This is a genomic window from Klebsiella sp. CD33, assembly GCF_051992865.1.
Classification (GTDB): domain Bacteria; phylum Pseudomonadota; class Gammaproteobacteria; order Enterobacterales; family Enterobacteriaceae; genus Klebsiella; species Klebsiella pneumoniae.
The window spans coordinates 1035587-1047670 of record NZ_CP197023.1; the positions used below are offsets into that span (position 1 = coordinate 1035587).

The window sequence follows — 12084 nt, forward strand, 5'->3', positions numbered from 1 at the left end:
GGCCCAGGATTACAACATGGCAGCCACTTTTCCGGGCGTTTGCGCCGTGGTGCCGGCAGCCGGTTTCGGCCGCCGCATGCAAACGGAATGCCCGAAACAATATCTCTCAATCGGTAACAAAACGATTCTCGAACACGCGGTCGCCGCGCTGCTGGTGGATGCGCGCGTCCAGCGGGTGGTGATTGCCGTCAGCCCCGGCGATCGCCGCTTCAGCCAGCTGCCGCTGGCGCAGCATCCGCAGATTACCGTGGTGGATGGCGGCGCCGAGCGCGCCGATTCGGTGCTTGCCGGCCTGCAGGCGTTGCCGGAGGCGCAGTGGGTGCTGGTGCATGACGCCGCGCGCCCCTGCCTGCATCAGGACGACCTCAGCCGCCTGCTGTCGCTCTGCGAAACCAGCCGCGTCGGCGGGATCCTTGCGGCGCCAGTGCGCGACACCATGAAGCGCGCCGAGCCGGGCAAAACCGCTATCGCCCATACCGTCGACCGCAATGACCTGTGGCATGCGCTCACCCCGCAATTTTTCCCTCGCGAGCTGCTGGTGGATTGCCTCACTCGCGCGCTAAACGAGGGAGCCACTATCACCGATGAAGCCTCGGCGCTGGAGTACTGCGGCTTCCATCCGCAGCTGGTCGCCGGACGCGCGGATAATATTAAAGTGACGCGCCCGGAAGACCTGGCGCTGGCTGAATTTTACCTCACCCGTTCCCGACACCAGGAGAAAGCTTAATGCGAATTGGACATGGTTTTGACGTACACGCTTTTGGCGGTGAAGGCCCAATCATCATTGGCGGGGTACGCATTCCTTATGAAAAAGGGCTGCTGGCCCACTCCGACGGCGACGTCGCGCTGCATGCGCTGACCGACGCGCTGCTTGGCGCTGCGGCGCTGGGCGATATCGGCAAGCTGTTCCCCGATACCGATCCGGCGTTTAAAGGCGCCGATAGCCGCGAACTGCTGCGCGAAGCATGGCGCCGCATTCAGGCCAGGGGCTATACGCTCGGCAACGTCGACATCACGATTATTGCCCAGGCGCCGAAAATGCTGCCGCATATTCCGCAGATGCGCGTCTTTATCGCTGAGGATCTCGGCTGCCATATGGACGACGTCAACGTGAAAGCGACCACCACCGAGAAGCTCGGCTTCACCGGCCGCGGGGAAGGGATCGCCTGCGAAGCGGTTGCGCTGCTGCGTAAGGCCGACAAATGATCGCCTTTGACCAACTGACCTGGCTGCACGGCAAGCCGCAGAGCAGTGGGCTGCTGAAAGCCAATCCGGAAGATTTTCTGGTGGTGGAAGATCTGGGCTTTGCCCCGGACGGCGAAGGCGAACACGTGCTGGTGCGGATCCTGAAAAACGGCTGCAATACGCGCTTTGTCGCCGACGCGCTGGCGAAATTCCTTAAGATCCACGCCCGTGAAGTGAGCTTCGCCGGGCAAAAGGATAAGCACGCGGTCACCGAGCAGTGGCTGTGCGCCCGGGTGCCCGGCAAAGAGATGCCGGACCTGAGCAAATTTCAGCTCGAGGGCTGCCAGGTACTGGAATATGCTCGCCATAAGCGTAAGCTGCGTTTAGGCGCGCTGAAAGGCAACCAGTTTACCGTGATCCTGCGCGAGATTAGCGATCGCCAGGACGTGGAGACGCGTCTGCAGGCCATCGCTGAACGGGGAGTGCCGAACTATTTCGGCGCGCAGCGCTTCGGCATTGGCGGCAGTAACCTGCAGGGTGCCCTGCGCTGGGCGGAGAGCGGCGCGCCAGTGCGCGATCGCAATAAGCGCAGTTTTTGGTTGTCGGCAGCCCGCAGCGCGTTGTTTAATCAGCAAGTGAGTATTAGATTAAAAAAAACGGAATTTAATCAGGTCGTTGATGGCGATGCGCTACAATTAGCGGGGCGCGGGAGCTGGTTTGTCGTCACACCGGAAGAACTCGAGGTTTCGCAGGCGCGGGTGCATAACCGCGAACTGATGATTACGGCCACGCTGCCGGGCAGCGGCGACTGGGGAAGCCAGCGCGACGCCCTGGCTTTCGAGCAGGCCGCGATCGCCGAGGAAACCGCGTTGCAGGCGCTGCTGGTGCGGGAGAAAGTCGAGGCGGCGCGCCGGGCGATGCTTCTCTATCCACAGCGGCTCAGCTGGAACTGGTGGGATGACGTAACCGTTGAACTGCGTTTCTGGCTGCCGGCGGGCAGCTTCGCCACCAGCGTGGTCAGGGAGCTTATCAATACAACGGGTGACTATGCGAATATTGCTGAGTAACGATGACGGGATCCATGCGCCGGGGATACAGACCCTGGCGAAGGCCTTAAGGGAGTTTGCCGAGGTCCAGGTGGTTGCACCCGATCGTAACCGCAGCGGGGCCTCAAATTCGCTGACGCTGGAATCGTCCCTGCGTACGTTTACCTTTGAAAATGGCGACATCGCCGTCCAGATGGGCACCCCGACCGACTGTGTCTATCTCGGCGTGAACGCGCTGATGCGCCCGCGTCCGGACATCGTGGTTTCCGGCATTAATGCCGGCCCCAACCTGGGCGACGACGTCATCTATTCCGGCACCGTGGCCGCGGCGATGGAAGGCCGTCATCTGGGGTTCCCCGCGCTGGCCGTGTCGCTGAACGGCTATCAGCATTACGATACCGCCGCGGCGGTAACCTGCACCATTCTGCGCGCCTTAAGCCGCGAGCCGCTGCGTACCGGGCGGATCCTTAACATCAACGTGCCGGATCTCCCGCTTGATCAAATCAAGGGCATTCGCGTGACCCGCTGCGGCAACCGCCATCCGGCCGACCAGGTGATCCCGCAACAAGATCCTCGCGGCAACACCCTGTACTGGATTGGCCCGCCGGGCGATAAGCGCGATGCCGGGCCGGGCACCGATTTTGCGGCAGTGGATGAAGGCTATGTTTCCGTGACGCCATTGCACGTCGATTTAACCGCCCATCAGGCGCATGAGGTGGTCACCGATTGGCTGGAACGTGTCGGGGTTGACAGGCAATGGTAAGTAAACGTGTTGAAAGTTTGTTGAATCAACTGCGCGCGCAGGGCATCGTCGATGAACGTGTCCTCGAGGCGATCGCGCTGGTCCCGCGCGAAAAGTTTGTTGATGAAGCCTTTGAACATAAAGCGTGGGAAAACACCGCGCTGCCGATTGGCCAGGGGCAGACCATCTCCCAGCCGTATATGGTGGCGCGGATGACCGAGCTGCTGACGCTGACGCCGGAGTCGCGGGTGCTGGAGATCGGCACCGGTTCCGGCTACCAGACGGCCATCCTGGCGCATCTGGTGCATCACGTATGCTCGGTAGAGCGAATTAAGAGTTTACAGTGGCAGGCGCGTCGTCGCCTGAAACAACTTGATTTACATAATGTTTCAACCCGTCATGGCGATGGGTGGCAAGGTTGGCAGGCGCGGGCGCCGTTTGATGCCATTATTGTGACAGCGGCGCCGCCGGAAATACCGACCGCGCTGCTGGCGCAACTGGATGATGACGGCGTGCTGGTGCTGCCGGTCGGCGAAGAGCATCAGTTTCTCAAACGGATCCGTCGTCGGGGCAACGAATTTATCATTGATACCGTCGAGGCCGTTCGCTTTGTTCCCCTGGTGAAGGGGGAGCTGGCCTGAGACCCGGATTATTCCAGGTTTTTTTTGCCTGACTTTAGGCGTAGGGTGGACACATTTTTCAGTGTCCTGGCCGGGCGCCGCCCGGTAAGCAAGATATTGGCAGTTAACATATTCCTGGGGGATAAATGAGCGCGGGAAGCACCAAATTTACCGTCAGCCGTATTGCGGCTCTTTCACTGGTTTCACTCTGGCTGGCCGGGTGTACCAACACCAATAATCCGCCTGCGCCGGTTAGCTCTGCCGGCGGCGCCGCCTCTTCCAGCACCAACTCCGGCATGCTGATTACGCCGCCACCCTCCGGCGTCAAGTCCGCTCCTCAGGCGCAGCCGATTCAGCCGATGCAGACCCAGACCATTCAGCCGCAGCCGGCGCCGGTGGCGCAGGAGCCGGTACAGACGGTAAATGGCCGGATCGTTTACAACCGCAAATATGGCGATATTCCGAAAGGTAGCTATACCGGCGGCAGTACCTATACGGTAAAACGCGGCGACACGCTATTCTATATCGCCTGGGTCACCGGCAACGATTTCCGCGACCTGGCGCAACGCAACAACATCCCGGCCCCGTACGCGCTGAACGTGGGGCAGGTACTGCAGGTCGGTAACGCCTCAGGCCAGCCGATCACCGGCGAAAACGCCGTTTCTCAGGCCAGCGCAAGAGCGAGCGGCGGTGCGACGACCAGCACAACTTCTGCACAAAAATCGACCGCGGTGGTTGCTTCACAACCGACTATTACGTATTCTGAATCTTCAGGTGAACAGAGTGCTACCAAGATGTTGCCTAATAATAAACCAGCGACCACAACCACAACGGTTGTCGCGCCGGTGACGGCACCAACAACGGTGAGCACAACCCAGCCGACTGCAAGCAGTACGTCAACCAGTTCGCCGATCTCAGCATGGCGCTGGCCGACTGATGGCAAGGTTATCGAGAACTTTAGCGGCGCGGAAGGCGGCAATAAAGGTATCGATATTGCAGGCAGTAAGGGACAGGCTATTGTCGCGACCGCCGATGGGCGCGTCGTCTATGCCGGTAACGCACTGCGCGGCTACGGTAATCTTATTATCATCAAACACAACGATGATTACCTGAGTGCCTACGCTCATAACGATACCATGCTGGTTCGGGAGCAACAGGAAGTCAAAGCGGGGCAGAAAATCGCTACCATGGGTAGCACCGGAACCAGCTCAACAAGATTACATTTTGAAATTCGTTACAAGGGGAAATCCGTCAACCCGCTGCAGTACTTACCGCAGCGATAATTTGGCAAAGTACGGATAAGCGAAGCATCAGCTAACAGGCGCCAGGGCGGTGTCTACGTTCCTCTCGCAGAGAGGGCAGGGGAAATCGTCCAGGCGTCGTTTGTTGATGTGCCGTGGAAGGTGCTTTGCTCAGGGATCACGGGTAGGAGCCACCTTTATGAGTCAGAATACGCTGAAAGTTCATGATTTAAATGAAGACGCGGAATTTGATGAGAACGGAATTGAGGTTTTCGACGAGAAAGCCTTAGTAGAAGAGGAACCCAGTGATAGCGATCTGGCTGAGGAAGAGCTGCTGTCGCAAGGCGCAACCCAGCGCGTACTTGACGCCACTCAGCTTTATCTTGGAGAGATTGGTTATTCCCCACTGCTGACCGCGGAAGAGGAAGTCTATTTCGCGCGTCGCGCACTGCGTGGTGATGTCGCTTCACGCCGTCGCATGATTGAAAGTAACTTGCGTCTGGTGGTGAAGATTGCCCGTCGTTACAGCAATCGTGGTCTGGCGCTGCTGGATCTGATTGAAGAAGGTAACCTCGGCCTGATCCGCGCCGTTGAGAAGTTTGACCCGGAACGTGGGTTCCGTTTTTCGACCTACGCGACCTGGTGGATCCGCCAGACTATTGAACGGGCGATCATGAACCAAACCCGTACGATCCGTTTGCCGATCCATATTGTTAAAGAGCTGAACGTCTATCTGCGTACCGCGCGCGAGTTGTCCCATAAGCTGGACCACGAGCCTAGCGCGGAAGAGATCGCCGAACAGCTGGACAAACCGGTCGATGACGTCAGCCGTATGCTGCGTCTGAACGAGCGCATCACCTCCGTGGATACTCCGCTGGGTGGCGATTCAGAAAAAGCGCTGCTGGATATTCTGGCCGATGAGAAAGAGAACGGCCCGGAAGACACCACGCAGGACGATGATATGAAGCAAAGTATCGTCAAATGGCTGTTCGAACTGAACGCCAAGCAGCGTGAAGTTCTGGCACGTCGTTTTGGTCTGCTGGGTTATGAAGCTGCCACGCTGGAGGATGTGGGCCGTGAAATTGGCCTGACCCGCGAACGCGTGCGGCAGATCCAGGTGGAAGGTCTGCGTCGCCTGCGGGAAATTCTGCAGGGACAGGGGCTGAATATCGAAGCGCTCTTCCGCGAATAAGACGTTTTCTGTCAAAAAGGCCCCCTCGAAAGTCGGGGCCTTTTTCTTTGGGCTAGCCGAGGCGGGTTTCCTGCAGATGGCGCCAGACAATTTTCCCTTCCGCTTGCTGAAAAATCGCCGTCGACCAGCGAACGTTCTGACTGCTATCCGCCAGCGTTTGGCTTTCACGATATAGCACTGCGGCACCGTCGTGCCACTCGCTGATGATTTCCATCTGATCCACTACGATATCTAACCCCGGACGGCTGCCGCCGGCGTGATGGAAAAAACGGCTCACCGTTGGGTAGTCCATCTTCTCACCGCTCAAGGGGATCATGGTAAAATCGGCGGCAAAACGCTTCATCAGCGCCTCAGCGCTTCCTTCGCCATGGCTTAACCAGCGTTCGATAAGGACATGGGCATCGAGGACTTCCTGCAGATAAGGATTCATGACTTCTCCAGAGTGGTGTGCAGGCGATGGATAATCGCCCGATTATTCAGCCGCAGGCAAAACAGCAGCGGCAACAGGGTAATGACAGCGGCGCTGATAAATACCCCCTGCCAGGCGTAGGCCGGCGGGAATACCCTCAGCAGCAGGGCGAGCAGGGCGCTGCCGGCCAAGAAGCTGAGCTGGCGGTTAAGATTCCATAGCGCGCTGGCGTCAGGCATCTCTTCGGCAGGCGTATGCAGGAAAGCGCTGCTTTGCGCGGTGCTGCTGCATAAGCTGCCTCCGCCGCCCATCAGCGTAAAGGCCAGAATCAACAGCGCCAGCGGGCTGTCCGCATCGATCTTCAGCAGCAGCATGATCCCCATCGCCTGAAGCAGGCAGCCGATGACGACCAGCGGCCGGGGCCCGAAGCGGTTGAAATATCTGCCGGTAAAAGTGATGGCGGCAAACGAGGCCAGCGACCAGGGCACCATCAGGGCACCGATTGCCCCCGGCGCCATCCCGGTGACGCGTTGCAGGTAGTACATCCCCACCACGTTGACGCCAATAAACATCCCCGGCACGCAGAGGTAGATCAGCATCGCGAAGCGCAGCAGGGGATCGGCCAGCAGCGACAGTGGAAGAAAGCGAGTCGGGCGAACCGGACCGGGGGTGTCGTTCAGCCATCGCACCGCCAGCACAAAGGTTAGCAGAGCCACAGGCAGGCTGGCGAAAAAGACCCAGCGCCAGCTGAACGCCTCGACTAACAGGCCGCCGATCGCCGGCGAGCAGGCGGGGGCCAGCAGGCCGACCAGCATCACCGCCGCCGACAGCTTCGCCCGCTCATGCGGCTGAAACAGCGGCCACGTCAGCGCCTGGCCGAGGGGGATTAACAGCCCGCCGCCCATCCCCTGCAGCGTCCGCCATAAAATCAGTTCGCTCAGGCTGTTGGCAAGTCCTGCCGCCAGCGCGCCGAGGCTGAACAGCCCCAGCGAGAGTAAAAACAGCCGTTTCGCCCCCCAGCGCTCGCTGAGCCAGGCGCTGAACGGCACAACGACCGTCAGACTGAGAATATAGGCATTACTGACCCACGCCAGCTGCGAGACGGAAACCGCCAGCGCGCGGCTGATTGCCGGAAAGGCGATGCTGGCGATAAACATATTGATCAAATCGAGAAAAAAACCGAACAGAAAAACGGTGGCAACGCGGTGGCGGTAGGTCATGGTTCACTCCCTCAGACAGGCGGCTACTGTAAACCTGCCGCAGCGAGGGATAAACGGGACTAATCGGGATATACTGTCTGAATATTTTTGACAATCATCCGGACGACGATGCTTAATCTTCAGCGCGTGACCATGTTTATCGCCGTGGTAGATGCCGGCAGTTTCACCCTGGCCGCAGCGGCGCTGGGGCAGACCAAGGCGGTGGTTAGCTTTAACGTACGGCAGCTGGAAAATGAGCTGGGGGTGACGCTGCTGCTGCGTTCGACGCGGCGTTTGCGGCTCACTGACGCCGGGGTGCTGTTCTATCAGCGCGGGGTGGCGCTCCTGAACGCGGCGGAAAATCTCCAGGATGAAGTGCGGGCCAGCCATAGCGGCTTAAGCGGGGAGCTCCGGATCACCACCACGCCGGAGTATGGCGCGCAGGTTATCATTCCAGCGCTGGCCGCGTTCGCCCGTCGTCATCCGGCGCTGCGGGTGCGCCACGTCTCCTCCTCCCATCATGCCGACCTCATTTCAGAACGATTTGATGTGGCGATACGCCTCGGTACGCTGGCCGATTCCCGCTATCGTGCGACGCGGATAGCCAGTTTCGCGATCCTGCCCGTCGCCTCTCCGGCCTGGCTGGCAAGCCATCCGGTGCAGACGCTGTCCGATCTGGCGCAAGCTGAGTGGATTATTCACGAGCGCCTGCCGACGCCGCTGCGCTGGCAGCTGCGCACGGATCACCAGACAGAGGTGGATTTCGCGATAGCCAGCGCGCCGCGGTTTTCTGCTGATAGCGCTACGGCGCTGATGAGCTTTGCTCTGGCGGGATGCGGCGTCGCCTTGCTGCCCGCATGGCTGGTAGCCAAAAAGGTGGCGCAGCGGGAGCTGGTGCCGCTCCTGCCGGAATACCATTTCCCACAGCAGGGCGTGTATGCCCTTTATCCCGACTCGCAGCATTTGCCGACCCGGGTGCGGGCATTTATTGACTTCCTGCGCGAGAAGGTCGGTTAAGCGCCCGTTCAGGGCGCCATCATTTTGTGCACCAGCCGGGAGAACTGCTCGCGCTCGTCATCGCTCAGGCGGCCGAGAAACTCGTCATCGACCTCATTGCCCTGCGGAATGGAACGGTTAAGCAACGCCTCGCCTTCGTCGGTCAGATAGACAAAACGGCGGCGTTTATCGGCCGGATCGTGCTCCCGGCGCACCAGGCCGCGCGCTTCCATTCGGCTGAGCATCTCCGCCAGCGTAGCCTTGGTGCTGACCGCCGCTTCAATCAGCGCCACCTGTTCGATCCCGGGGTGCTCCGCTACCGAGCGCATCACCGCATACTGAGGTTTAGTCAGGTCCGGCAACGCCTGCTGCCAGCGGGCGGTATGCTGTTGAAAAAGCTGGCGCAGCAGGTGGAATGCTTCGTTTCGTAACTCCATGAATACTCCGTAACAAAACTGTCACCTCTATGATAGCCGTTCGTACGCCTTTTTATACCCTTTCTGCGTTTTGATTAAAAATGCGCACGTATACGAACGATCTTGCCAATAAGAGCTGGAGGGGGTAGTTTAAATATAAAGTTCGTACACGAACAAAAGTAATGAGGTCTGGAATGAAACTGATTATTGGGATGACGGGGGCCACCGGGGCACCGCTTGGGGTGGCATTGCTGCAGGCGCTGCGCGATATGCCGGAGGTGGAAACCCATCTGGTGATGTCGAAATGGGCCAAAACCACCATCGAGCTGGAAACGCCCTGGACGGCGCGCGAAGTGGCCGCGCTGGCGGACTTTTCCCACAGCCCGGCAGACCAGGCCGCCACCATCTCATCCGGTTCATTTCGTACCGACGGCATGATCGTTATTCCCTGCAGTATGAAAACGCTTGCAGGCATTCGCGCGGGTTATGCCGAAGGGCTGGTGGGCCGCGCGGCGGACGTGGTGCTCAAAGAGGGGCGCAAGCTGGTGTTGGTCCCGCGGGAAATGCCGCTCAGCACGATCCATCTGGAGAACATGCTGGCGCTGTCCCGCATGGGCGTGGCGATGGTCCCGCCCATGCCAGCTTACTACAACCACCCGGAGACGGTTGACGATATCACCAATCATATCGTCACCCGGGTGCTGGATCAGTTTGGCCTCGACTATCACAAAGCGCGCCGCTGGAACGGCTTGCGCACGGCAGAACAATTTGCACAGGAGATCGAATAATGGCTTTTGATGATTTGCGCAGCTTTTTGCAGGCGCTGGATGACCAGGGACAACTGCTGAAAATCAGTGAAGAGGTGAACGCTGAGCCCGATCTGGCGGCGGCCGCCAATGCTACCGGACGCATCGGCGACGGTGCCCCGGCGCTGTGGTTCGATAATATTCGCGGCTTTAACGACGCTCGCGTGACGATGAACACCATCGGCTCGTGGCAGAACCATGCCATCTCGCTGGGCCTGCCGCCTAACACGCCGGTGAAAAAGCAGATTGATGAGTTCATTCGCCGCTGGGATAACTTCCCGGTGACGCCAGAGCGCCGCGCCAACCCGGCGTGGGCAGAAAATACTGTTGATGGCGATGATATCAACCTGTTCGATATTCTGCCGCTGTTCCGCCTCAACGATGGTGACGGCGGTTTCTACCTCGATAAAGCCTGTGTCGTTTCGCGCGATCCGCTGGATAAAGATAACTTCGGTAAGCAAAACGTCGGTATCTACCGCATGGAAGTGAAAAGCAAGCGCAAGCTCGGCCTGCAGCCGGTACCGATGCACGATATCGCGCTGCACCTGCACAAAGCGGAAGAGCGTGGGGAAGATCTGCCGATCGCCATTACCCTCGGTAACGACCCGATTATTACCCTGATGGGCGCCACGCCGCTGAAATACGATCAGTCTGAATATGAGATGGCTGGCGCGCTGCGCGAGAGCCCGTATCCCATCGCTACCGCGCCGCTGACCGGCTTTGACGTGCCCTGGGGTTCGGAAGTGATCCTCGAAGGGGTCATTGAAGGGCGTAAGCGTGAGATCGAGGGGCCGTTCGGTGAATTTACCGGTCACTACTCCGGCGGTCGTAACATGACGGTAGTGCGTATCGACAAAGTCTCTTATCGCAGCAAACCGATTTTTGAATCGCTCTACCTCGGTATGCCGTGGACCGAGATTGACTATCTGATGGGCCCGGCGACCTGCGTACCGCTGTATCAGCAGCTGAAGGCCGAATTTCCGGAGGTGCAGGCGGTCAACGCCATGTACACCCATGGTCTGCTGGCGATCATCTCCACCAAAAAACGCTACGGCGGTTTTGCCCGCGCGGTGGGCCTGCGGGCGATGACCACTCCCCACGGCCTCGGCTATGTGAAGATGGTGATCATGGTTGATGAAGACGTCGACCCGTTCAACCTGCCGCAGGTGATGTGGGCGCTCTCCTCGAAGGTTAACCCGGCGGGAGACCTGGTGCAGTTGCCGAACATGTCGGTCCTTGAACTTGACCCAGGCTCCAGCCCGGCAGGCATTACCGACAAACTGATTATCGACGCCACCACCCCGGTTGCGCCGGACCTTCGCGGTCACTACAGCCAGCCGGTGCAGGATCTGCCGGAAACCAAAGCCTGGGCTGAAAAACTGACCGCTATGCTGGCCAACCGTAAATAAGGAGAAGAAGATGATTTGTCCACGTTGCGCCGATGAAAAGATTGAAGTCATGGCGACCTCGCCGGTGAAAGGGGTCTGGACCGTGTATCAGTGCCAGCACTGTCTTTACACCTGGCGAGATACCGAGCCGCTGCGCCGCACCAGCCGCGAACACTATCCGGAAGCGTTCCGCATGACGCAGAAAGATATCGATGAGGCGCCGCAGGTGCCGCACGTACCGCCGCTATTGCCGGAAGATAAGCGTTAATGAAAGGGGCCCGCTAAGTCGGGCCTTTTTTATATTTAGTACAATTATGGAAATTATTTTTTTCATTAAATTAAAAAATTACGTGAAGGGTTAATATACCGGGATGACTTTGCGAGCCTGCATCCAGATTATTATAAAATTCGTCTGATTAATTCCTTGCAGATAAATTTCACGCCCTGACGAGTGTAGAATTGCGGCGGGTGCTTGAGGCTGTCTGGCCTTGAGCATTACCAGGACCCCAGACAGACGAAAGCCCCAGGAGATATTTCTATCAACTGAGGCTAGCGAATGAACATAGACAATTCAGATGTTAGTCTCTTCTTTGCAGGGAGGCAAGATATGCTGACAAAATATGCCCTTGTGGCAATCATCGTACTCTGTATTACGGTACTGGGATTTACGCTGTTGGTGCACAGCTCACTATGCGAGCTGAGTATTAAAGAGCGTAATATTGAGTTTAAAGCTGTTCTCGCTTACGAATCGAAGAAGTAGCATCCCCGCGGGGGCAACCCCGCGTATGGGTTGTCAGGACGCATCCTCTAACACCCATTTTTTTGTTTACTAAAACGGCAGCGC

Annotated in this window: 15 protein-coding genes; 12 read left to right on the plus strand and 3 right to left on the minus strand. The window is 58.6% G+C overall.

What is annotated here, in order from left to right:
* The first annotated feature begins 16 nt into the window (after positions 1 to 16).
* From ispD to rpoS, 7 genes are all read left to right on the plus strand, one after another.
* Positions 17 to 727: a 2-C-methyl-D-erythritol 4-phosphate cytidylyltransferase gene (gene ispD, locus ACR809_RS05155; RefSeq protein WP_122051087.1), complete on the plus strand. Its 711-nt coding sequence runs from the start codon at positions 17 to 19 to the stop codon at positions 725 to 727.
* On the plus strand, positions 727 to 1206 hold the full coding sequence (gene ispF / locus ACR809_RS05160; protein ID WP_023342108.1) for a 2-C-methyl-D-erythritol 2,4-cyclodiphosphate synthase: 480 nt from the start codon (positions 727 to 729) through the stop codon (positions 1204 to 1206). The genes ispD and ispF overlap by 1 nt, the downstream gene beginning before the upstream one ends.
* Positions 1203 to 2252 carry a tRNA pseudouridine(13) synthase TruD gene (gene truD / locus ACR809_RS05165; RefSeq protein WP_004174647.1) on the plus strand — a complete coding sequence of 350 codons (1050 nt, stop codon included), beginning with the start codon at positions 1203 to 1205 and terminating at the stop codon, positions 2250 to 2252. Before ispF ends, truD begins: the two co-directional genes overlap by 4 nt.
* Entirely contained in the window at positions 2233 to 2994 is a 762-nt protein-coding gene (gene surE, locus ACR809_RS05170) for a 5'/3'-nucleotidase SurE (RefSeq protein WP_004174648.1), read from the plus strand. The genes truD and surE overlap by 20 nt, the downstream gene beginning before the upstream one ends.
* Complete coding sequence (locus ACR809_RS05175) at positions 2988 to 3614, plus strand: protein-L-isoaspartate(D-aspartate) O-methyltransferase (RefSeq protein WP_122051088.1); 627 nt, start codon at positions 2988 to 2990, stop codon at positions 3612 to 3614. Before surE ends, ACR809_RS05175 begins: the two co-directional genes overlap by 7 nt.
* Before the next feature lie 125 nt (positions 3615 to 3739).
* A complete protein-coding gene (nlpD, locus tag ACR809_RS05180; protein ID WP_004149542.1) occupies positions 3740 to 4876 on the plus strand; it encodes a murein hydrolase activator NlpD in 1137 nt (378 codons plus the stop codon).
* 157 nt (positions 4877 to 5033) lie between these two features.
* The gene (rpoS, locus tag ACR809_RS05185) at positions 5034 to 6026 is read left to right on the plus strand and encodes an RNA polymerase sigma factor RpoS (protein ID WP_002915106.1); all 993 of its coding nucleotides are present in this window, start codon (positions 5034 to 5036) and stop codon (positions 6024 to 6026) included.
* 52 nt (positions 6027 to 6078) lie between these two features.
* Here the strand turns inward: rpoS and ACR809_RS05190 are convergent, their stop codons facing one another.
* Both ACR809_RS05190 and ACR809_RS05195 read right to left on the minus strand, forming a co-directional pair.
* Positions 6079 to 6456 (minus strand): hypothetical protein, encoded by a 378-nt coding sequence (locus ACR809_RS05190; RefSeq protein WP_002915104.1) that lies wholly within the window; start codon positions 6454 to 6456, stop codon positions 6079 to 6081.
* On the minus strand, positions 6453 to 7655 hold the full coding sequence (locus ACR809_RS05195; protein ID WP_122051089.1) for an MFS transporter: 1203 nt from the start codon (positions 7653 to 7655) through the stop codon (positions 6453 to 6455). The genes ACR809_RS05190 and ACR809_RS05195 overlap by 4 nt, the downstream gene beginning before the upstream one ends.
* A 108-nt stretch (positions 7656 to 7763) precedes the next feature.
* On the opposite strand from ACR809_RS05195, the gene ACR809_RS05200 reads away from it, so the two are divergent.
* Positions 7764 to 8651 carry a LysR family transcriptional regulator gene (locus tag ACR809_RS05200; protein ID WP_004181081.1) on the plus strand — a complete coding sequence of 296 codons (888 nt, stop codon included), beginning with the start codon at positions 7764 to 7766 and terminating at the stop codon, positions 8649 to 8651.
* A gap of 8 nt (positions 8652 to 8659) precedes the next feature.
* Here the strand turns inward: ACR809_RS05200 and ACR809_RS05205 are convergent, their stop codons facing one another.
* Complete coding sequence (locus ACR809_RS05205) at positions 8660 to 9067, minus strand: MarR family winged helix-turn-helix transcriptional regulator (protein WP_002915102.1); 408 nt, start codon at positions 9065 to 9067, stop codon at positions 8660 to 8662.
* Between the two features lie 173 nt (positions 9068 to 9240).
* Here ACR809_RS05205 and ACR809_RS05210 point away from each other — a divergent pair, with 173 nt between their 5' ends.
* The 4 genes from ACR809_RS05210 to ACR809_RS05225 all read left to right on the plus strand — a co-directional run bounded on the left by ACR809_RS05210 (position 9241) and on the right by ACR809_RS05225 (position 12000).
* On the plus strand, positions 9241 to 9834 hold the full coding sequence (locus tag ACR809_RS05210) for a non-oxidative hydroxyarylic acid decarboxylases subunit B (RefSeq protein ID WP_002915099.1): 594 nt from the start codon (positions 9241 to 9243) through the stop codon (positions 9832 to 9834).
* Complete coding sequence (locus ACR809_RS05215; protein ID WP_122051090.1) at positions 9834 to 11261, plus strand: non-oxidative hydroxyarylic acid decarboxylases subunit C; 1428 nt, start codon at positions 9834 to 9836, stop codon at positions 11259 to 11261. Before ACR809_RS05210 ends, ACR809_RS05215 begins: the two co-directional genes overlap by 1 nt.
* Before the next feature lie 10 nt (positions 11262 to 11271).
* Positions 11272 to 11508 carry a non-oxidative hydroxyarylic acid decarboxylases subunit D gene (locus ACR809_RS05220; RefSeq protein WP_002915098.1) on the plus strand — a complete coding sequence of 79 codons (237 nt, stop codon included), beginning with the start codon at positions 11272 to 11274 and terminating at the stop codon, positions 11506 to 11508.
* A gap of 339 nt (positions 11509 to 11847) precedes the next feature.
* Entirely contained in the window at positions 11848 to 12000 is a 153-nt protein-coding gene (locus ACR809_RS05225) for a Hok/Gef family protein (protein WP_002915097.1), read from the plus strand.
* Positions 12001 to 12084 lie beyond the last annotated feature (84 nt).

What these genes read in the sequence shown, in the direction of transcription:
- ACR809_RS05215 (WP_122051090.1), top strand. Translation starts at nt 9,834, where the DNA reads ATGGCTTTTGATGATTTGCGCAGCTTTTTGCAGGCGCTGGATGACCAG.
- ACR809_RS05190 (WP_002915104.1), bottom strand. Translation starts at nt 6,456, where the DNA reads ATGAATCCTTATCTGCAGGAAGTCCTCGATGCCCATGTCCTTATCGAA.
- rpoS (WP_002915106.1), top strand. Translation starts at nt 5,034, where the DNA reads ATGAGTCAGAATACGCTGAAAGTTCATGATTTAAATGAAGACGCGGAA.
- ispF (WP_023342108.1), top strand. Translation starts at nt 727, where the DNA reads ATGCGAATTGGACATGGTTTTGACGTACACGCTTTTGGCGGTGAAGGC.
- ACR809_RS05200 (WP_004181081.1), top strand. Translation starts at nt 7,764, where the DNA reads ATGCTTAATCTTCAGCGCGTGACCATGTTTATCGCCGTGGTAGATGCC.
- ACR809_RS05205 (WP_002915102.1), bottom strand. Translation starts at nt 9,067, where the DNA reads ATGGAGTTACGAAACGAAGCATTCCACCTGCTGCGCCAGCTTTTTCAA.
- ispD (WP_122051087.1), top strand. Translation starts at nt 17, where the DNA reads ATGGCAGCCACTTTTCCGGGCGTTTGCGCCGTGGTGCCGGCAGCCGGT.
- ACR809_RS05175 (WP_122051088.1), top strand. Translation starts at nt 2,988, where the DNA reads ATGGTAAGTAAACGTGTTGAAAGTTTGTTGAATCAACTGCGCGCGCAG.
- nlpD (WP_004149542.1), top strand. Translation starts at nt 3,740, where the DNA reads ATGAGCGCGGGAAGCACCAAATTTACCGTCAGCCGTATTGCGGCTCTT.
- ACR809_RS05220 (WP_002915098.1), top strand. Translation starts at nt 11,272, where the DNA reads ATGATTTGTCCACGTTGCGCCGATGAAAAGATTGAAGTCATGGCGACC.
- ACR809_RS05210 (WP_002915099.1), top strand. Translation starts at nt 9,241, where the DNA reads ATGAAACTGATTATTGGGATGACGGGGGCCACCGGGGCACCGCTTGGG.
- ACR809_RS05225 (WP_002915097.1), top strand. Translation starts at nt 11,848, where the DNA reads ATGCTGACAAAATATGCCCTTGTGGCAATCATCGTACTCTGTATTACG.
- truD (WP_004174647.1), top strand. Translation starts at nt 1,203, where the DNA reads ATGATCGCCTTTGACCAACTGACCTGGCTGCACGGCAAGCCGCAGAGC.
- ACR809_RS05195 (WP_122051089.1), bottom strand. Translation starts at nt 7,655, where the DNA reads ATGACCTACCGCCACCGCGTTGCCACCGTTTTTCTGTTCGGTTTTTTT.
- surE (WP_004174648.1), top strand. Translation starts at nt 2,233, where the DNA reads ATGCGAATATTGCTGAGTAACGATGACGGGATCCATGCGCCGGGGATA.